This window comes from Dyadobacter psychrotolerans, assembly GCF_004349265.1.
In the GTDB taxonomy this organism is placed as follows: Bacteria; Bacteroidota; Bacteroidia; order Cytophagales; family Spirosomataceae; genus Dyadobacter; species Dyadobacter psychrotolerans.
In genome coordinates, this window is the sequence record NZ_SMFL01000011.1 from 73064 (window position 1) to 93967 (window position 20904).

The window sequence follows — 20904 nt, forward strand, 5'->3', positions numbered from 1 at the left end:
ATTTGCAGTATGGAATGAATTTACTTATACACAATCCACGTCAATGACGATATGGATACTTTTCAATGTTTTATCGGTAAGCACGTCGATCACTTTTTCTTGTATAAACGACTTTGCCGCCTTAAAATTAATCTTTTCTCGCTCAAGTTTAATGAGAATGTCGAACAAAAACTGATTTCGCACTCTTTCGACCAGCGGAGGCTGCGGGCCAAGTACCCGGCTTGACCCTAAATTTTGGGTTAATTTTTCAGCTAATATCACTGCTGCCCGTTTTGAGACTGTTGCATCCAGGTGTTTAACCGTAATTTTTATCAGACGCGTATAGGGCGGATAGTTAAATTTTTCACGCTCCGGCAGCTCAGCCTGATACATACCAATATAATCTCCAGTTACAACGCGTTCCAAAAGTTTCTGGCCAGGATTGGCCGTCTGGATCAATACTTTTCCGGGACGGTTTGCTCTCCTTCCTGCTCTTCCGCTCACCTGCGTAAGCATTTGAAAAGCACGTTCCGACGCCCTGAATTCAGGGAAGTGAATAATCCGATCCGCATCAAATATGCCCACAACACTCACATTGTCAAAGTCTAATCCTTTGCTTACCATCTGTGTTCCAACCAGAATGTCGATTCCGCCATCTTCAAATTCCTGGATGATTTGCTGATAGGCGTTTTTTGCGCGTGTTGTATCGAGGTCCATACGCTGTACACGGGCTTCCGGGAACATGATGTGCAGCTCATCTTCAATTTTTTCTGTGCCGTAACCCATTGTTTTTACTTTGGGTGAGCCACAGTTGGGGCAGGTTCTTGGCACTTCCTCTTTGTGCCCGCAATAATGGCAGCGAAGTTCTCCAACCTTCATGTGGTAGGTAAGGCTCACATCGCAGTTGGTGCATTCCGAAATCCAGTTACATTCCTCGCATTGCAGGTAAGGCGAATAACCGCGCCGGTTTTGGAAAAGGATGGTTTGTTCTTTGTTTTTTAAATTATATTCAAGGTGTTCAAGCAAAACCGACGAAAATTCATTTTTCATCTTTTTAGACTTTTTCTCCTTTTTCGTATCAATAAGTTCAAAAGTGGGAAGGGCTGCATTTCCGAAACGTTCTCTCATTTCAACCAGACCATACCTTCCGTTTTGTGCATGAAAGTAACTTTCCAAAGATGGTGTAGCAGATCCCAAAAGAACCTTTCCTTTATGCATATATGCCATCATCACAGCCGCATCGCGGGCATTGTATCGAGGAGCGGGGTCATGTTGTTTATATGAAGTCTCATGTTCTTCATCGACGATGATCAAGCCAAGATTGTTAAAAGGCAGAAATACAGACGAACGGACACCGACAACGAACTGAAATTTGCCGTCCAGAATTCCTTTCCAGACCTCCACTCGTTCGTTATCTGAGAATTTGGAATGATAAATACCCATTACGTCGCCGAATACTTTTCGTAAACGAACAACGATTTGGGTTGTCAGGGCTATTTCCGGAAGCAGGAAAAGTACCTGCGAACCGTTTTCTAAAACCTGTTTGATCAGCTCAATATATACTTCCGTTTTTCCGCTGCCGGTGATTCCATGGAGCAATACCACTTCTTTTTCAGCAAAAAGATCGTGTATTTGCCTGGAAGCTTTGGTTTGCGACTCGGTAAGAACTATTTCTGCTTGTTTGCTAACCGGAATATCGTCAAAGCGGGAGATGAAAATTTCAAATTGTTCAAAGACCCCTTTTTTGATCAAGGTCTGCAACGCTGAATCAGAAAGTCCGTCGTCCTGTGAAAAGACAGATTTATCAAGTCCTTTCAGGTTTAAGTCAGGATTGTTATAAACGGGAATATGGCTCAGGTATCGCAGAATGATCTCCTGTTGTTTAGGAACTTTATCCAGTGAAGAGGTAAGTTTTACCAGTGAATCATTGGTCAGATAAGCAGTGGTTAGTCTTACTTTTTTAGCAACTTTTGGTTTGTATTTTTCTTTTACTTCTTCAAATAAAATAACAGCCCTTTTACCCACCAGGGATTTGATGAGTGCCGTAATATTTGACTTTTGAACAAGCCTCTCGATTTCTTCATAGGAAAGCGTCTGATGTTTTTTGATCTCATCTACCACAACCTGTTCCAGATCGGTAAGCAAATCGTAATAGTCAAATTCAGGGTTAAACTGGATACGGGACTGGCTTGTGATTTTCAGTCCTGCGGGTAGCGCCACATTCAGTACTTCACCGATATTGCAAAGATAGTATTCTGCAATCCAGTTGAAAAGTTCGAGCTGCCTGGTAGTGATGATGGGCTGTTCATCAAGTAGTTCAAGTATATATTTTGCCTGGTATTTTACCGGAGGCGTTGTATGCAAACGGGCCACAGCGGCAGTCAGCACGCGTTTTTGTCCAAATTGTACAATCACACGAGCCCCGACTTTAATCAGGTCACTCATTTCCCTGGGTACTCTGTACGTAAAAAGTGACGGAATAGGTACCGGCAGGATCAGATCTGCGAATAATGTAGTTTCTTCCTCAAAAAGGGAGGTCATTGATGGAGTACTTAGTTAATATAGAATGAATAAATAACTGATGAAAAGTCAGTTTTATGTCATTCGGAATTAAAGAAAATGAATATTTATTACTTAATGTATTGGCCAGGTCAATTCTAAAATTGCCGTGGAAGTCTACTGGTATGACGAATCTGCAAGATTCTGATTTCGTTTAGTAAGACCCTGAAAGAAATGCGGTAACGATCAATTTCAAATGCGCGGTAAGATCCATCATTATTGGTTTTGAAACGGTCCGGAGATTGATGTGAGTGAGTAGCTGGCAAGTCTTTGATCTTTTTTAGTATGTCATTTTCTAATAATTCAGAATAGTTGTCAAAATCATTTTCCTCAATAAACTGAATAATGTTGAGCAGTTGCTTTATTGCAATTTTATTCCATTTAATACTCACTTAATCGGTTTTCGTCTATTCTGAAATAAAAGTTCTACATCTTCCTGATTTACAAAATTTCCTGCTTCTATTTCGGTGTTTGCTTTATCCAGGTCGTCATTATAGCTTTTAACAAAATCTTTGACCAACTGGCTTTCTTCAACATCTTTTTTATACTGAATAGCCAGACTATCCAAAAATGCAATAAGAACTTTTTCTTCCTGTTCGCTTATGGTATTAACTAGAATGCTCATTTGCCTAAAGTTGGTCCGTGTTTCTATAAATACTAGTCAGATCAAAGTTACTAACTTCAATTCACCATTCCAACAGGAAGCATAGGCGCCTTCACCCAGCCTACCATCGCGTTAAATAATCTGATATGGCTGTACGAAGAAATATCCTGCTCTGCAATTTTTGTCTCTTTAATCGTTCCGGAATCCAATAAAAAAGCCCGCTGCGTTCCGGGTAGCAAATAAGTATCTGGCGTGAACCAATTACTCCCGTCAAAAAAAGCTACGTTACAATAATAAGCATCTGTTACCATTCCTTTCCTGATTATCAGAATTTCGCCGGCATCTTTACGCTGGGCATAAAGTGTGTCCAGCTCCGGCCGTTGGTCGTACTTATAGGCATAATCAACCTCATCGTGATAAACCTTTTGTATTTTACTGATTTTTCTGGGTGTATAAATTTCCCATTTGATATTGTCTACCACTTTGCCGTAAGAAAGTCTGCACTTAAAAAGCTTATCATCAACTGAATCTGGAATCTGGATTAGTTCGCTTAGATTCCAGTCATCTTCGTAGCCCCATAATTCCCTGCGGGTTTTGATCAAACGAGCCTGGTGGTATTCGATATTTTTTAATTGCCGGTTTTCAACCGCAATTGTTTCAATGCATAATGTGTGGGACATGGCTGAAGGGAAGATACACTTTGTCTATTATTTCCTGATATTCATCACGCGCATTGCTGAGCGCCGTAATTCCTCCTCCGCTCTTAAACACGAGATTACCATTCTGGTTTTCAATGTAACGGATCATCACAGCACTTTCAAAGTTTTCACCATCAAAGTAACCCATCACGCCGGTGTAATATCCTCGTTCATATCCCTCGGCTTCACGGATTATTTTTAAAGTACTTGGTTTAGGCGCACCTGTGATCGAACCGGCTGGCAACAATTTCAAAAGTAAATCGCCAAATTTCCCGTTAAAATCTTCCGGTAAAATTCCCGCGATTTCTGAACTTACCTGCAAAAGTGTTTTATCATTGGTAACGATGCGGTCGATGTAACGATATTTTTCAACCCAAACCTGTCTGGCTACCATGCTTATGTCATTTCGGATCAAATCGACGATTGTGGCATGTTCAGCGGCTTCTTTCGGATCTGATAAAATTACATTTTCAGCATCATAAACAGATGCGTCGATGGTTCCCTTCATCGGAAAGGATGAAATCTTATTTCCATTTATTCTGACAAATATTTCCGGCGAAAAACAAACGAACTGATTCTTCATCCAGAAACGGTAAGGTGCTTCGCTTTTTTTGTAAATATCCAATAAACTCAGATTGGTTTTAACCGGAGTCGGTACTGAAAGATTCACCAGAAATGAATTCCCGGCTCTCAGATTTTCAACCACCTGATTAAACGCAGCCTCATATTTTTCAAACGGAACAGGCTTCTTTTTAAAAGAAAACGGAACTGTCAGATCGGTTTTTTCTGCAAGAGGATCGTTATGAAAGCCATTCAGGTTAAATCTTACTTTTTCGGGATCGATTTCCTCCAACTGCCACGCTACCGGTTTGTTACCCTGATAGTCAACAAGAAATACAAACGGGATTTTATTCTTACCCCATTCGTTCAGATTCCTTGTAAATGTTCCGATTGGGTCAGTCAATGGATTGAATTTGTAATATTCATGGAAACAGTTCTAACAGCCCGCTAATTTACAAAGTTCAGAAACCAATATCTAAAATATGGAGTTAGGGAAGGTGTAGTTAACAGTTAAGAATTAAGAATTAAGAATTAAGAATTAAGAATTAAGAATTGGGATTGACGGGGGCAGCCGTGTAAGAGGTGGCTAGCGAAACACTTTCCGTTAAGATATTAATTTAAAGCTGTCAAATCAATGCATATTCACGACGTAATCGTTATCGGGGGAGGTCCCTGTGGCCTGGCAATGGGGATTGAGCTTGCGAAAAGCGGGCTGGATTATCTGATCCTGGAAAAGGGAAACCTGACGGAGTCCATTCGCCGTTATCCGAGAAGAATGCGTTTTTTCTCCACTGCTGAGAATATAGAAATTGGCGGACTCCCTTTTGCGATTTCCGAGGTAAAAGCGAATCGTAACGAAGCGTTACAGTATTACCGCAAGGTTGCAGGATATTTTGATTTAAAATTCAAACTCTTCGTGGATGTGGACCGTACCGAAAAGCAGCCGGATGGTACTTTTCTGGTTTACAGTAACGACGGACAAGTTTTTCAGTCAAAAAAAGTAGTGCTTGCAACCGGCTATTTTGATGTACCCCGGATGTTGAATGTACCGGGTGAAAACCTGCCTCATGTTTCACATTATTACGACGAACCTTTCAAATATTCTTATACAAATGTGGTGCTGGTTGGCGGCTCGAACTCTTCTGTTGAAGCCGCGCTGGAATTGTACCGCCATGATGCTCATGTAACGATTGTTCACAAAGAGGCAGATTTTCGTACCAAAGTAAAATACTGGCTGGTGCCGGATGTAAAAAACCGTGTGAAAGAAGGTAAAATCCATACACGGTTTAACAGCATTACCAAGGAAATAGAACCTGGCCGGATGTTGATTGAAAACATCGAAACCGGGGAAACGGAGTGGATACCGGCAGATTTTGTATTTCTGCTGGTTGGTTACCTGCCTGATGAACATCTGCTTTTCCGCTGCGGAATTGTGCTCGATCCGCTTACAAAAGTCCCGACTTTTGATCCGGAAACCTTCGAAACCAACATTCCCGGACTCTATTTATGCGGAACCGTAATGGCTGGCGTTTTTACCGAAAAAATCTTTATTGAAAATGGCCGCGATCATGCTGCTGCCATCGCAGATCACATCAATGGCCGTGATGTTAGGAAAGTAAAGGAGCTGATTGACAGGATTTAAGGACATGGGTAGGATTGATCGAAATCCTAATCTACAAACCTCAGTTTCTTTCTTTTTTTCTTCGTCGATACCTTGTCAATTTTACCAATCAATCCTTTTCCGCCAACGGCATAACCAACATTTCCTGCAAAACCCACGGAATGAAATGGTTCTGTCCCGAGCACACTCCAGGATTTACCCTTGTCAACTGAATAACTACTTCCTGACGGGCCGGTTGCTACCAATGCATAATTGTCTGCACGGATTTGCGTATCGCCGTTCCAGGTTGCATTTGCCTTGTGATAGATCGCTACGCATTCTTTCAGACCGGTCGGTTTTGTCATGCTTTCCAGTTTCCAGCTAACTCCGCCGTCTGTTGTAGTCAACACATTGATCGTTGAGTCGGTTGTACGTTTGTAATCACCACCTACAGCAATTCCATTTTTTGCAGACCAGAAACGAAGTCCGAAAATACCGCTTGTAATGCCTGCCGGCATTGGTGTTTCGGAAACCTGCCACGATCTGCCATAGTCTTCGGAACGAAACACCCGTGCTTTTTTTGCACCGCCTGTTCCAATAAACACATTCCCTTTTCCCATTGCTAAAATTGAGGTTCCGCTGGCTGCAAAACAAGCTTCTCCAGGCAGCGCAGCCGGTCTGTTGTCAAACGGCAACTCCTGCCAGGATTTGCCATTGTCTTCGGTTGTTACAACAAACTGTTTTCCGTCAATAGGGTCACCCAGACAAATTCCTTTGTTTTTATCCCAAAAGTCGATTCCATCCAGAAAAGCCCCATTCTGAGTAGTTTGGTACACAAGATTCCAATTTTCTCCACCGTCGTCTGTCCTGTAAATCCTTGCTTTACCCTTCTCTCCCTCGCCTGAACTCATGGCAACTGCGGTATTTTTATCAAAAGCATGGATGTCACGAATGTCCAGCGAATCGCCCTGCGGAATTTTAACTTTTGTCCACGATTTACCAGCATTTGATGTTTTAAAAACGGTACCGGAAGTGCCGCCAATCCAGCAAATATTAGATGAAACAGCATGTACTGCCCGCATGTGTACGCCGGTTTTTATGTCAAGAACCTTCCACTGTGCCAAAACAGGGGCGGAAAGTCCGGTTGTAAGTAGACAAAAGACAAAAAAAAGTAGTCTGATCTGGTTATAAGCAACTAATCTGGATTGATTTGGCACGGTAATTGTGTTAGTTTTGGCAGCAAGTTATTAATCATCACGCAAAATTAAGTTAATTGATATGAACAAGAACCAAAAATTTCTGATAGGATCGATAGGAGCATTGATAACAGGTATAGCTATTGGGCTGCTGGTTGCTCCTAAAAGTGGTAAGGAATCTCGTAAGCTGATCAAGCATAAGGCAAATGATCTGGGTGGAACCGCTAAAGATAAATATGAGAAAAGCCTTGAAGAATTATCAGTTATCGCAGATAAATTAAAGGAAGGGTTTTTGAAAAATGTAAATAGTGCGAAAGATAAGGCAGGTTCTGTTGCTGATACAGTGAATGAAAGAGTTCGCAGTGTTGTTAACAACAATGCTTAATATTTTCTCAAAATATATGGTAAAAAGGCTGAATCCGTAAGGTTTCAGCCTTTTTCATTGCCTAAATTTTGGCAAATATTTCGCTGACAGCCTGATTGATTTTTTCAGAAAAATCTTTTCCCGATTGGGAAAGCACACCTTTACTTCCGCCCTTCCAAACCATTTTATTACTTGCTGCATCAACAAAATCGATCAGCATGGTTCCTTCGCGGTAAGTTCCAACAACAACCTCTTCACTTTTCCAGGAGTACCTGCGCTGGCCCATGTAACGTGGCAGACCATCTGTCCGGAAATCCGTTTGGCGGGTTTGTTCTTCTTCTTTAACCAGTATAGCAATATTTATCCGAATTTCGGGATCCTGTGCTTCGTTCAAACCCTTTTGCCGAAGATTCAAAGCAATAGCCTGTTTGATTAAACCAATATTCTTTTCAAAGTTTTTCGAATTGGTATCCCCCTGAGCTTCAATATCGTAAAAGCCAAAAGTCGAATAGTCCGACAGTCGAAAATTCTCTTCTTGTTCAGATTTTAAAGTTTTGTAGGAAGAACTGCAACTTAGAAACAGGCATCCTAAGGCAAATAATATCAAAATTTTAGTTTTCATACGTCCTGATCGTTAAGTGACAACAGCAAGTTCAGTCAATAACTATTCTTTACAATCTTTTTATCGAAGTAAACTTCATGAACAGCTTTGAAAGAGGGGAGGGTTGACCCTGCCTGTATACAAACGAAAATGTCCGTCCGATATTTAAACCATCAACTTCTACAATAGTTAGGCGATCATCGGCCAACTCCTGTTTTACGCTGTAAATGGATAAAAACGCAAACGTGTCGGAGCATGCAAGATAATTTTTTATGCTTTCAGTACTGCCAAGCTGCATATGAATGTTCAGATCACGATTCGTTAGTCCAATAGCAGGCAGATGATCTTCAATGATTTCCGTCGTTCCCGAGCCCGCCTCCCTGGTAAGCAGCGGAAGCCGGGAAAGTTCGCTACTCTCAATCGTTCTCTTTTTAAACGTATTATTTTTAGAACGGGTTACCAGAACAATTTCATCTTTTAAAAACGGAACATATTTTAGGTCCATATGATGTACAGCACCTTCAACCAAACCGAGGTCAATTCTTTTTTCTTCTAAAAGATTTTCAATTACAAGAGAATTTCCATTTGTAAGCTCTATTTTAATTTCAGGAAAGCGTTCATGGAAATAAGCCAGATAAGCCGGAATAACATATTGCGCTATGGTAGTGCTTGCTCCGATGTGTAATATACCATCGGTTTTATTTTGAAGCAGATTGAGGTCAAATTCCAGTTTCTGATATTGTTCAAAGATCAAATGTGCGTGCTGAAGAAGAATTTCACCGGGTTTGGTTAGAACGATTTGTTTTCTGCTGCGATCAAAAAATGTTGTATGATAAAGCTGTTCAAGCTCTTTGATATGTTTGGTAACGGCCGGCTGGCTTATATTCAGTTGCTCCGCAGCTCTGTTAAAGTTCAGCGTTTGCGCAACGGTATGAAAAACTTTAAGCCGGAAATCGAGCATTGGAATTGTGTAAGAAGTTTTGAGTTTTTTTGTTAAAAAGAGGATAGACGGCGTGTTTGACTTAGGCATATCAGGAAAATCGTCCTTACCCAATGACACTTCCAAGTTCTTTGGCTGCCGCCATGCTGATGCTTTTGTAGAATATATATTCCTTCATCACATCAATTTCTTCCTGTTCCGTTTTGGCAAGAATTTGCTGCTGCTGGCAGATCTTCATTTTTTCCTCAATAAAAGCTTTTTTGAGGCGCAGGATATTAATAAAAGCGGTTTTGTCCAACACATCTGTTTCAAAAGGAACATAAATCTCAAATTTCTCCGACCATAGCTCACTAAGTTCGTATTTGGGTGTAAGCCAGCTAATCGTCAGGTTGCGTATTTCCGATTCGTGATGATTAAGAAAATAGTCCGTAACCAGCACACTGTTACGGCCAAAGTGTTCACGAAACAGAGTTAGCAAATGGCCGAATATAGCGTCTTTAAAATCAATGCCATGAATTTCTCCTAAAACGTATTGGCATACCGTTATCCCGGGTTCAAGTTCGCGCGATCCATACAAAACCAGCAACTTTATAAAAGCCTCTTCCTGATAATAAAGTTTGGTATGCTGAAGTGCCGTTTCAGGTTCTTCAGCCGGCTCAAACAGTCCCGGTGGCGGGCCGTCAGCAAAATCGTCGTTAGCTATTTGTGTATTTCCTGACGAACCTATATCTGAGGGGCCATTCGGAATAGACCCGGGTTGTCTGTTGCTTCTTTCCTGCGGTTTCTGTGTTTGCTGTTTGCGGAGTAATTTGTTCCCCTCAGTAATGAGCATTTGCTCATCTACCTTCATCATCTCAGAAGTTCGATGAAAGAAAACCTGCCGCTTTATTGCATCCGGAATTTTGATGATGCTGTTTACCACTTCACCAATCACGGCAGCAAGCCTGAACGGATCGTTTCCTGCATCCTGTAAAAGGATTTCGGTTTTGAACGTGATAAAGTCCTTTGCTGCTTTGCGTAAATGTTCCTTAAAAGCCTCGGCGCCTACTTTACGAACATAACTGTCCGGATCATCACCGTCGGGAAAGAGCACGACACTTACATTAAGGCCTTCTTCCAGTACAAGGTCCAGTCCACGCAAAGCTGCTTTTATTCCCGCTACGTCACCATCATAAAGGATTGTAATGTTGGGCGTAAACCTTCCGATCAGCCTGATTTGTTCGGTGGTGAGCGAAGTTCCCGAAGAAGCAACCACGTTTTCTATTCCGGCCTGATGCAGCGAAACTACATCGGTATAGCCTTCAACCAGATAACAATGTTCCTGCTGGCGGATTGCATTTTTTGCCTGATAAATACCGTACAGAATATCACTTTTGTGATACACTTCCGTTTCGGGCGAATTAAGATATTTGGGCTGGTTTTTGTCCGTTTTCAGAATCCGGGCACCAAAGGCAATTACCTTTCCTGCAACATTATGGATTGGGAAAATAACCCTTCCCCGGAACCGGTCATATCCGGCTGTTTTGCCACCCTCTTTGTGAATGAGCAAACCAGCCTTTTCCAGAACTTCGGCAGAATAGCCTTTTTTCAACGCTTCTTTTGAAAAAGCATCCCAGTTATCCAGACTGTAACCGAGCTCGAATTTTTTTAAAATTTCATTACTAAAACCTCTTTCCTTAAAATAACTAAGTCCAACAGCATGCCCTTCTTCACTCTGGTGTAGTTGCTGCTGATAAAAGTTTTTAGCATAATTTAGCACGATGTAAAGGCTTTCACGAGCATTTTGCCTGGCGGCCTCTTCATTGGTAACCTCTTCTTCCTCTATTTCAATGCCATATTTATCGGCCAGGTAACGTAAGGCTTCCCCATAGCCAATCCCATCTACATCCATCACAAACTTGATGGAATCTCCGGCAGCACCGCAGCCAAAACATTTATATATCTGCCTGACCGGGTTAACATTGAAAGAAGGCGTTTTCTCATTATGAAAAGGACAGCAAGCTGAATAGTTTGCTCCCTTTTTTTTCAAAGACACAAAATCCCCAACCACCTCGACTATGTCCGCAGTTTGTTTGATCCGGTCGACCGTTTCGGGATTGATGCGCATTTATTAAATCTTAAAAAGTAAATTATTCGCCTCTGGGTATCTCGGTTGGAATCCTAATACTACCAGAAAGGCTCTTATCAGCAACAAAAAACAGGGTGTTAAAATTTTGATTGCTGAATGATTATTTACAAAATTACCTATTTAACCTTTGAAAGCAATCATAAGGAAGAGGAGCAGAGCCGACTTTCCTGCAACAATTTTGATAAAAATGACGTTATGCATATCTGAGACTGCTTCCCAAACTAAATTTTAAAAAACTGGTGAGAGCATCCGTTGTTAATGCTAATTCAGATTTAGTGCAGTAGAATTAATTGTGCTCAAGTAAGATTCAGGTTCAGTTTTGCTATCTTTGACGCGGAATTAAATTGAATTTCCCTGCTTTTATTCTTTTGTAGGTTAAGGTTTTAAGAAAATTGATTACAAAAGGCTTAGAATTCATAAAATCCTGCCTTAAAGTTTTTTTCTGATAACTTTAGTTTGTTATTTTGCGGTATCGAAAACCAACTGAGAATTCTTAAAAGAAGATATATAGAAATTAAAAATATAGTGTGTGTATAGTGTGAAACAGGGCATGGAAGTTTTTCTATGCCTTTGTTTTTTTTAGTCCAACCTATATTTTACAGTTATTGAGACACTGTCTGTATAATTTGATAAGCTTGTCGGTAGCATCATATAATTCGTAATCATAAGCCGGCGGAAACTCCTCACTGCTGCACATCTGAAGTTTCTCAACAAAATCTGTTTCCCCAATATTTTTAAAAAGCACGCAGCCTGCTGGCCTGGTGACACAATCTGTTGCGAAAACGGTTACTCCATAATGCAGTGCTTCACGAATAGAAATAGAGTCCCCATCCGTTGTTGTATTTCGTATAAAACCATCTGACATCCATAGAATATTGCAGAAGTCGTGTTCTCCTTTCAAAAAAAGTATGTTTTCAGGAATGTGGTTTAGATGAACGTCAATGTACTTTTCTGATGAATCGCAGACTACCAGGGCAGCGCCCGGAATAGTAGAGAAGCGGGTTACCAAATCTGAAATGCCGTAAATCTCCCTGCCGTTTCTATCAAATGCCAGATTTGTAGCATTTGTGCAGAATAGTAATTTATATTTTCTTTTATAATCATGTAGTTTCTCCAAAATTGATTCTGGTAAAGGAATGAGTGTACCTGGCCGAATGAAAGCAGAAATGAACACCGCGCGGGAATTCCATTTTTTCATTTCATGAAGACTCCCGGGATTCAGAGCTATCGGTACAAATGAAAGTGTGGCAGAGATACTTCCAGCCAGATTTCTCAGAAAACCGAAACGCCTCCAATTTCCATGGTAAGTAGTGATTAAGTTTCTGTTTGTCAGTAAACAAAAGATGGCAGCGATCAGCTGAAAATAGGTATTTGAAGTGTGAAGATGGATGAGAGGAAAACGGATCATTTCAGGAAAGACTTTCCATAAAGGTTCTTTTGCAAGATCATAAAAAGAGAAGTCCGTAAAATTTTTTCTTTTCAGATCATTTAAAAGCCGGGCAACATGGACTGTTACACCACCAATCGGCGGCGGAATTTTGCCAATTATCAGTATATTTTTTGCTTTCACTACAACAGCCTATCTCCGGAATTTAAATACGCAAAAAAGAAGTTATAGTAACATTTTCGGTGAATTCAACGCCAGTGATTCAACCAGGGGCTTAAATTTTCAATCGGTTTCTGGTTGCAAGTCAAGAGATTAACTGAGCTTAGAAGCCAGTATTTCGTTTCTCAGACTAACACCGTAAAAGTACAGGCATATTAAAAGAATGGGAGCAATGCAGTTTACGGTAATACTTTTACCGGGAAGAATGACAAAGGTACTGCCAACGGTGTGGTTAAAAAGAAAAAACAAAATGAGACCACGCAATAAAACCGAAAATTTTCTTTCAGTCCGGATGGCCAGATCTCCGAGTAAAAAAAACTGATTTAGCAATAAGCCATACAGGAGCAACACACCGACAATGCCTTGCTCGGCAAGGATGGTGAACCATAATGAGTGCGCTTCCCGATATCCAGGTCCCATGATTTCAAAGCTGCCGGTTCCATGACCAAAAAGAGGTCTGCGAAGGAATAGCTGGTAGGCAATATGGTGAATTTCTTCTCTGCCACTAATCGATTCGAGCTTGGAGAGTATTGTATCGATTGTGCCGATATCCGCAAAACGCAGCCTCCAGAAATATAGCAGATCTTGCTGTTCAAGAAATGAAGCCACTTTTGAACGGTACGGAAATCCTAAAACAAAAATACCTAATGTCCATTTGCAATTCAGGAACGACTTAAAAAGTACTGATGTGATCAGGATGTATGGAATAACGAGAAGGACAGCTCCGCGTGAAAACGAAAGTGCTACCACCATAATAAACAAAATAAGTACAGCAGCTTTGCCTGGGAAACTCCATCGATTTCGGGAAGAGTGTAGAAGCACAAACGGCCAAAGCAGAATGAAGTAGGCCATCGTCACGTTCGTGTCCGCGATGTTTCTTGTCGCCAGCAGGTTATCGCTCCCTTTGTAATCTGCGCCGGCAAAAACCAATCCGACGGTGCCAAAGCCCAAAATTATATACAGTAAAGACAGATATTTTTCGAGTTCCTGCCTGAAATTAGCAGCCTGAACCGTAATGGTCAGATAAACAAAAAACAAGGGGATTGTAATCAGATACAGAAGGATGCCTCCCCAGATAATATTAGCCAGGTTTGGCGATATAAAGAGAAAAAAGGAATTGAAAACGATCCACAAGAGGGTAATTGTTTTATGGTCAATTGATAATTGTTTCTCCTTTTTTAATAAGAAATAGAAAAGATAGATGTCCAGAATAATAAATGGCAGTAATCTCCATAAAGAATTGGCACCTGCGGGGAATGAATATTTCTGAAGGATCTGAATAAACTGCGTCAGTATCGGAACTGCCAAAACATGAAAAAGTTTGTATCCGGAATGAAAGAAAAGGGAAATAGCGCAATAACAATAAAAGAAAATCACGACAAAAGTCTGAAACCTGCTTTCCCCGATAAGAAGCAAGTCACTGAAGAGAAAACCAACAATTGTCACGGCCAATAATGAGATCAAAATCCGCCAGGTAATGTCGATGATTAACCCAGCCATTTGCGTATACTTTTTATGGTAGAAGACGTAGCGTCCGGCGATGTATGGTGAATAAACCTTCTTAATTTTCCTTTATTCAAAGCAAATTTGAGCGAGCTGTGGCTAAGGCTATCATCCAGTGAATCAAACAATTCCTTTTTGTTAAAAACCATATGATCTATTGCGAGCTCATTAAGAGGAAGTTGGTGGGAATAGGCATAAAGGCGTTTTACTGAACGTTTAAAGGGCAAATCGACATTTCCATCATAGGCAATGCTGATAACCGGTTTGTTACAGGCCGCTGCTTCGAGCCGGATGGTTGAGGCCACCTGGATGCATAAATCACAGTTTTTTAACATTTCTGCCAGATCCTGCAAGACGTTCAAATCAGGAATGTTGCTGCGTTCAGGATGCCATATTCTTATGAAAGTAAGTGACTCAAACTTTTTATATTTTTCACAATCATCTCCTGCATGGCAGCGTATAATAAGTGTTAGGTTTTCCTTTTCACTGACATATTCCGTTAAGTGCTGAACAATATCAGCCTGGTTCGGGGAATGAATGAAGGCACTGGTTGCAAACAGGATAATTTTGTTGGAAGACAAAATCTGATATTTTTCTCTGAAACACAGAGAATCAATCGAATTTGGCTGAAAGTAAATGTCAAATCTTGGAATACCGGTGATATGAATTTTAGATTGAACGGTCTTGAATACCGCATAAAAGCGTAGGTACTCCGCTGCCATGAACTCATTCCAGACAAACACATGATCATGATCTGCGTTGATAATGCCCTTGGAGGTAAGGTTGTCCCAGCTTATGATTACTGCCAGTGAAGAAATGCTCTTTTGTTTTAAAAAGTTAACGATCGTATTTTCTCTGACGTCAAGTGGAGAAGAAGAAATGACCCCGGAAAACTGGTAATGCGTCAGGTCATCCAGTGTGCTATTTTTTTGAGTTACTGAAATAATTTGCCGACGAAGAAATTGAAGCAGAGTCTTACTCAGACCCAGCGAATGAATGAGTTTGAGTATAGAGTTGATAAAAAAAATATACAGGCAGGAATTTTGCTGATTCTTAATCTTTTGAGTATCAACTTGAAAAAAAGCGAAGAATATAACTTTTTCCAGTCGTCGCAACTGCCTGATATACCAACTCTCCAGGGGTACCGGGGTAGTAAGTTTAAAGGTTATAATTCCAAAATGGCTATTGATTTTTTCAAGCTCGCTGCTGTTTATAAGATCTGACAGAATATAAACTTCATATTCCTGTGCTAGTGGCTTTATCAAACCGCTATGGATGAAATTTGTCGCTGCATAGGCGTTGGTAATCAGCAGCAAAATACGTTTTTTAGAAATCTTATCCATTTGCCAGGATTTGTTCTGCCAGTTCCCAATCTTCTATTGTATCAATGTTTATGTCCGGCCCGTTTTCGTTTTCGAAGCCAACCATTTTTCCCCCTAGCAGTGCATCTTTTTTAATCTGCTCAATGGTGGCAATGTAAACCTGCCCGTCCCGGTACCAAACTTCCGGTAAATCCTGCCTCCTCGTAATGATGTGTTTATCACCTGTCGAAACGTATATGCGCCCGCTATCCATTTTAAAAGTCCAGTGTGGATTGTATTTGGGCGGTACACGCCGCACGGTAGTCAGGCTGTCCGCTTTCGTTTTGATGATTGTTCTTATTGTTTTATCAATCAGTCCTTCCTGCCGAAACGGAGTGGTAGGTTGCAGAATGCATACGTAATCAAAAGTGCATTTGTTTAGCAAATAATAGTTGATAGCGTGTTTAACTACTTCAATGGTTGGCGTATTGTCCAGCGCTAATTCATCCGGACGGACAAAAGGAACTTCAATTCCAGGATAACTTTTAGCAATATCGATTGCGTGTATGCTATCAGTGGATAGCAGTATAGTATCAACTTCGCGAGATGCCAGCGCAGATTCAATGGTATAGCACAGTAATGGCTTTCCTGCAAGCAGACGCAAGTTTTTACCCGGAATGCCTTTGGAGCCCGCTCTCGCAGGAATAATGGCTAAGATGCGAGGCTTGTTGTCCATTCGGGTTTATCGGATGTAGCCAGAGAAGTATTTGCGAGAGCGAAAGCTATTTTTTTGCCGGAATTTCCGGTACCATAAATCGGATTCGGCTCGTAATGGCCATGCCTTATTTGTATCTGAACGGCATTTGTAATGGACGTGAAATCGTAGCCAGCATCCAGAACATTATTTCCTCTTTCCCTTCCGTTCTGTCTGCTTCCGATGTTGACTACCGGCACACCTAGTAAAGAACATTCCCTTAAACCAACGCTTGAATTCCCAACCAGACAGTTTGCATTTTTAAGTAGTTTCAGAAAATGACGGGGATTCATATTTTTGAAAAAATGAATATTAGTATCAGGATTCATCTCCCTGTATGTCCTTAATGTTTTAGCAATTGTTTCCGTACCAGCATCGGGATTTGGCCAAAACCAAAAAGTATTTATACCGAGATTTTCAATGGCACGAAGTGTTTCCGCTGTCTGAAAAGCGGCTGACACATATTCCGTTGTAACCGAATGTTGCATCACCACGATGTATTTTTTTTGAGGGTCAAAAATTTTACCCACGCCGCCGTACTGCTCAAACGGGTCAAAATCCAATGTTGAATCATGAAGAATGTCCATTGCGATATCAATGGATGGACAGCCAACTTTATACACATGATCAGCATCAGCGCCCATTTTTAAAACACGCTGCTTTGCAGTGTCCGTTGCCACCAAATGGATATCGGCCAGCTGTGTTATTGCATTTCTTACTTTATCATCGATGTTTCCGGTAATTTCACCTCCCTGAATATGGGCAAGAGGAATATTCATGTACGCTGCTGCGACAGCGGTTGCCATAGTCTCGTAGCGGTCGGCGATGGTAACTATAATATCGGGTTTAATGGTCTCAAACAACGTAGATAACTCAATGGACGCCAGGCCAACCGTTTTAACTGAATCTGCCGGGCCGCCATTCTCCAGAACATTTGAAAGCCGCGCCGTGATTTTGAAACCGTCATTGAGCATATGATTAACCACGGATCCATATTTTTCGAGTAATGCACTGCCGCTTAATACCAGCTGTAATTCCAGGTCAGGGTGTTGCTGGATAGCCTTTAATGCGGTTTTGATTCTGCTATAACTTGCGCGGGCTGTTATAACGACACAGATTTTTCTTTTCATAACAGATCACGTTCGTTAACAAAATCCCATTTTTTTAAGTCATGACTTAATCTTTTCCCTACAACCTTTTCAAAATACAGAGGCGAAATTCCTTTCCCTTTCGGTTTTTTTGATTCCAGGTCATTGATAGAAATTACTTGTCCTTTATTCAGGTTTTTGTTGACCGCCAAAGATTTTTCAAACTGGGCTTTAAGAGCTATTTGGGAAAGACCGGTTTTTGTCACAGGGTTAGACAGGGCAATTTTGATTTGTCGGACACCTTTTACCAGATTGGGCACCTGGTCAATATTAATGGAAGAGGTAGCATCCGGGCCAAACATCCTCTGATCAAAAACAGTATGAAATTCGAGTATTTCTGCACCTTGGGACGTAGCTGCCAAACAAGCAAATATGTCGCCCGAATGATCTGAAAATCCGACGCGGACTTCATATCGTTTTTTAAATTCCTTGATAAAATTTAGTCCCCATTGCTCCGGAGCAGCAGGATAGGAGCAGGTGCATTGTAAAATGGAAAGCTTTTTTGTTTTTGTCTGTAAAAATGCAATGGATTCGTCCAGCTCATCGATTGAACTCATTCCTGATGATAGAATGATCTCTTTGCCGGTACCAGCCAGATAATTTAAAAGTAAAAAATTACTGACATCACCTGAGCCGATTTTAAACTTGTTTACATTTAGATTATTCAGAAGTTCGGCTGCTGAAAGAGAAGACGGCGTTGCCAGGAACTCTAGTCTTTTCTCTTCGCAGTGTTTTTTGAGCTCCTGCCATTGTTCAGGGGTGAATTCCATTCTCTTCCAGTATTCCATTCTGCTTTCATTTAAGTAAGAAAATGGAGTCCTGAATTGCTCGTAAATGCTGCTTTCTGCTTCGGCAATATGAACCTGAAATTTCACTGCATTAATGCCGGTCCCCGCCAGCGCATCGATGTAGGAATGTGCCAGTCCGAGGCTTCCTTCATGCGCCTGGCCTATTTCGGCTATCAAATAAATTCCTGCCATTTTTAGTGTTGTGTTTGGTATTATAGTTTATTCAGTACTAATCTTTTCCATAACCATAATTGTATCCATTCCCGGGAGCCGGTTTAACGTCGTTAAGAACCAGATGAAGTTTTGGTAATAATCCGGATTTTGAAATACCTTTTAAATCTTCCAACTGATGTTTGAAAGTAAAATTCTGCCGAATCACGTAGAGGCTGATATCGGCATATTGACTTAAAAGCCTTGCATCGGTCACCAATCCTATTGGCGGAGAATCTAAAATAATGTAATCGTAAGTTTCTTTCAGTTTTAAAATGAGTGACTTAACTTTATCTGAAAGAATCAACTCTGCCGGATTAGGTGGAATGGTGCCAGCTGTTATCACATCAAATGCTATGGACAAACCCGAAGGCCTGATCAGGTTATCTTCTTTTGTAGTGGATATTAGAAAGTCTGTAATACCCTTTCCGGTGATGTTGAGATAAGAAGCAATTTTTGGCTGGCGAAGATCAAAATCGAGCAAAATCACTTTCTTTTCTGCCAACCCAAGTGCTGAACACAGATTGATGGCTACAAAAGTTTTTCCTTCTCCGCTCATTCCGGATGTAATCAGAATAACCTTTTGATCCTCGGCCGCAGATAAAAATTGAATATTTGTACGAAACGTCCTGAACTGTTCACTGATCGGATCCCGGCCTTTCTGCTCAAATACCTGAACTCCAGGTAAACGTTTATGTGCAATTTCAGCTATCAGCGGCACATCGGTGAATTTGATAAGTTCCTGTTTATCTGTAACGCGTGTAGTAAAAATTTCCAGTAAACCTGAAATTGCCAACGGAATGCCCAGGCCTGAAAGTAAGGCTAAAAGAAAAGTTAGCTGCCGGTTTGGCGAGACTGGAATTTCTTCGGCCTTGGCAACGTCGATAATTCGTCCACTGGCAATTGTTGATGATTTTGAAATGGAAGTTTCAATCCTTTTTTTTAGGAGAAAAATATAAAGTTCCTGTTTTATTTGCTGCTGGCGGGTTTGATCAATAAAGGTCCTTTGCCTGGAAGGAATATGATCCATTTCGGTTTGAAACGTCACCGCTTTTTTCTCTAGTGAAAGTTTATTTATTTGCAATTCATTGCGTTTTGATTCAATGTGCTGAATTATTTCTTCGCGAATTCTTTTTAGCTGAAGATCAAGATTCTGCATGGCAGGATGCTGGCCGGTGAAATTATAACCTGCTTTGTCACGTGATAACTGTACCGTATTGTATTTATCTGTCAGTAAGGTGAAATCGGATGATTGCAGTACAATAGAAGATGGAATGATGCCATTAGGATTTTTTTTGATAAATGCTTGAAGTGAAGAAATCATGTCCAGTTCTAAGTTCACCTGAAGTTTTTCCTTGTCGTACAGGCTGCTATTTGCAAGTAGTAACCTGGACTGTTCAGCCATGTCTGTGATATGATTTTTTCTCCGGAAACTTTCGATTTTTTCTTCAATATCCTTTAGTTCCAGTGACACAAGATGCAGGTTCTGATCGATAAAGGCAATGGTGCTGTCAGCAATCCTGTTTTTATCGGTAATACTTGTGCTCAGATAATTTTCTGTCAGTTTTTTGAGTAATGCTTCTCCTTTCCGGGGAAGTATATCTGTGAGGCGCAAGCTGATAATACTCACTTGTTTGTTCGTAGCTGATATGGACAGACGCCTGGAATACTCCGATACCGTAGATTCAAAACCTGAAATTTTGATTGAGTACGTATTTTCGGGATCGGGTTTATAAATTGTTTTCCTCAAAGTAGCTTCACCTGTCGGGAGCAAAAAAGTATCACCAAAAGATTGATTCCATGTATGTACTTTATCTGTTAAAGTGAATTGGTCATTAGCTTTAACGGTAATCTTGTAAGTCACTTCCGTCCGTTTTATCTGATCTGATTTTGGGTCAATCAGGTGAAGAATAACCGGGGATTTGTCATAAATTTCAGCGGTTTTAATATTTCCCGAGACAAAGTAGCTTATATAAAGCTGAAGATCGCTGACCACACTTTCAATCAGCGTTCTGCTTTTTAGAATCTCAACTTCATTGTCCACATTACTTTTTCCGGGTGCCAGTCCCAGGTTTTCCAGTATGGCAGCCTCTCCAAGGTCCGTTCCTTTGGTGTCATCTTTAACAAGAATCGTTGATGTTATTTCGTAGCGGGGTGTGCTGTAACGCAGATAGATGAAACTCGCCAGAAGGCTAAAAATCTGCGATAAAATCAGCCATGGCCAAAGAGAAATAAGCCGCCGGATGGTTTGGGTCAACGTATGATTTACGGTGGACCCAGATTCAATTGAAGTGATGTTTTCCAGATAACTGGCCATAATTTAACTGTCTGACAAATCGTAAGACGGCGAATTACTGGTCAGGT

General features: G+C 40.9%; 18 protein-coding genes. 2 read left to right on the forward strand and 16 right to left on the reverse strand.

What is annotated here, in order from left to right; genetic code table 11:
* Positions 1 to 24 precede the first annotated feature (24 nt).
* The 5 genes from priA to E0F88_RS24495 all read right to left on the reverse strand — a co-directional run bounded on the left by priA (position 25) and on the right by E0F88_RS24495 (position 4804).
* Positions 25 to 2520, reverse strand: coding sequence for a replication restart helicase PriA (gene priA / locus E0F88_RS24475; RefSeq protein ID WP_131960923.1), 2496 nt, complete (start codon positions 2518 to 2520; stop codon positions 25 to 27).
* A 116-nt stretch (positions 2521 to 2636) separates the two neighbouring features.
* Positions 2637 to 2930 carry a type II toxin-antitoxin system RelE/ParE family toxin gene (locus E0F88_RS34835; protein ID WP_131960924.1) on the reverse strand — a complete coding sequence of 98 codons (294 nt, stop codon included), beginning with the start codon at positions 2928 to 2930 and terminating at the stop codon, positions 2637 to 2639.
* Positions 2927 to 3163 (reverse strand): hypothetical protein, encoded by a 237-nt coding sequence (locus tag E0F88_RS24485; protein ID WP_131960925.1) that lies wholly within the window; start codon positions 3161 to 3163, stop codon positions 2927 to 2929. Before E0F88_RS24485 ends, E0F88_RS34835 begins: the two co-directional genes overlap by 4 nt.
* Positions 3164 to 3219: 56 nt before the next feature.
* On the reverse strand, positions 3220 to 3822 hold the full coding sequence (locus tag E0F88_RS24490) for an aminotransferase class IV (protein ID WP_131960926.1): 603 nt from the start codon (positions 3820 to 3822) through the stop codon (positions 3220 to 3222).
* Positions 3800 to 4804: an aminodeoxychorismate synthase component I gene (locus E0F88_RS24495; RefSeq protein ID WP_131960927.1), complete on the reverse strand. Its 1005-nt coding sequence runs from the start codon at positions 4802 to 4804 to the stop codon at positions 3800 to 3802. Before E0F88_RS24495 ends, E0F88_RS24490 begins: the two co-directional genes overlap by 23 nt.
* A gap of 231 nt (positions 4805 to 5035) precedes the next feature.
* Here E0F88_RS24495 and E0F88_RS24500 point away from each other — a divergent pair, with 231 nt between their 5' ends.
* Positions 5036 to 6043 carry a YpdA family putative bacillithiol disulfide reductase gene (locus E0F88_RS24500; RefSeq protein ID WP_131960928.1) on the forward strand — a complete coding sequence of 336 codons (1008 nt, stop codon included), beginning with the start codon at positions 5036 to 5038 and terminating at the stop codon, positions 6041 to 6043.
* Positions 6044 to 6069: 26 nt separating this feature from the next.
* On the opposite strand, the gene E0F88_RS24505 is transcribed toward E0F88_RS24500, so the two are convergent.
* Positions 6070 to 7218, reverse strand: coding sequence for a WD40/YVTN/BNR-like repeat-containing protein (locus E0F88_RS24505; protein WP_229213903.1), 1149 nt, complete (start codon positions 7216 to 7218; stop codon positions 6070 to 6072).
* A gap of 61 nt (positions 7219 to 7279) precedes the next feature.
* Between E0F88_RS24505 and E0F88_RS24510 the strand changes: the two genes are divergently transcribed.
* Positions 7280 to 7582: a YtxH domain-containing protein gene (locus E0F88_RS24510; RefSeq protein WP_131960929.1), complete on the forward strand. Its 303-nt coding sequence runs from the start codon at positions 7280 to 7282 to the stop codon at positions 7580 to 7582.
* Between the two features lie 61 nt (positions 7583 to 7643).
* On the opposite strand, the gene E0F88_RS24515 is transcribed toward E0F88_RS24510, so the two are convergent.
* From E0F88_RS24515 to E0F88_RS24560, 10 genes are all read right to left on the reverse strand, one after another.
* Complete coding sequence (locus E0F88_RS24515) at positions 7644 to 8183, reverse strand: DUF4136 domain-containing protein (protein ID WP_131960930.1); 540 nt, start codon at positions 8181 to 8183, stop codon at positions 7644 to 7646.
* Between the two features lie 49 nt (positions 8184 to 8232).
* Positions 8233 to 9222: a LysR substrate-binding domain-containing protein gene (locus E0F88_RS24520; protein WP_229213914.1), complete on the reverse strand. Its 990-nt coding sequence runs from the start codon at positions 9220 to 9222 to the stop codon at positions 8233 to 8235.
* Complete coding sequence (gene dnaG, locus E0F88_RS24525) at positions 9209 to 11209, reverse strand: DNA primase (protein WP_131960931.1); 2001 nt, start codon at positions 11207 to 11209, stop codon at positions 9209 to 9211. Before dnaG ends, E0F88_RS24520 begins: the two co-directional genes overlap by 14 nt.
* A 610-nt stretch (positions 11210 to 11819) precedes the next feature.
* Positions 11820 to 12800, reverse strand: coding sequence for a glycosyltransferase (locus E0F88_RS24530; protein ID WP_131960932.1), 981 nt, complete (start codon positions 12798 to 12800; stop codon positions 11820 to 11822).
* Between the two features lie 129 nt (positions 12801 to 12929).
* On the reverse strand, positions 12930 to 14336 hold the full coding sequence (locus E0F88_RS24535) for an O-antigen ligase family protein (protein ID WP_131960933.1): 1407 nt from the start codon (positions 14334 to 14336) through the stop codon (positions 12930 to 12932).
* A complete protein-coding gene (locus E0F88_RS24540; protein ID WP_131960934.1) occupies positions 14324 to 15682 on the reverse strand; it encodes a CDP-glycerol glycerophosphotransferase family protein in 1359 nt (452 codons plus the stop codon). Before E0F88_RS24540 ends, E0F88_RS24535 begins: the two co-directional genes overlap by 13 nt.
* Positions 15675 to 16376: an acylneuraminate cytidylyltransferase family protein gene (locus E0F88_RS24545; protein ID WP_131960935.1), complete on the reverse strand. Its 702-nt coding sequence runs from the start codon at positions 16374 to 16376 to the stop codon at positions 15675 to 15677. Before E0F88_RS24545 ends, E0F88_RS24540 begins: the two co-directional genes overlap by 8 nt.
* Positions 16352 to 17524 (reverse strand): UDP-N-acetylglucosamine 2-epimerase, encoded by a 1173-nt coding sequence (gene neuC, locus E0F88_RS24550; protein WP_131960936.1) that lies wholly within the window; start codon positions 17522 to 17524, stop codon positions 16352 to 16354. Before neuC ends, E0F88_RS24545 begins: the two co-directional genes overlap by 25 nt.
* Positions 17521 to 18522 carry an N-acetylneuraminate synthase family protein gene (locus E0F88_RS24555; protein WP_131960937.1) on the reverse strand — a complete coding sequence of 334 codons (1002 nt, stop codon included), beginning with the start codon at positions 18520 to 18522 and terminating at the stop codon, positions 17521 to 17523. The genes neuC and E0F88_RS24555 overlap by 4 nt, the downstream gene beginning before the upstream one ends.
* A 37-nt stretch (positions 18523 to 18559) precedes the next feature.
* Complete coding sequence (locus E0F88_RS24560) at positions 18560 to 20857, reverse strand: GumC family protein (RefSeq protein ID WP_131960938.1); 2298 nt, start codon at positions 20855 to 20857, stop codon at positions 18560 to 18562.
* Positions 20858 to 20904: the final 47 nt, after the last annotated feature.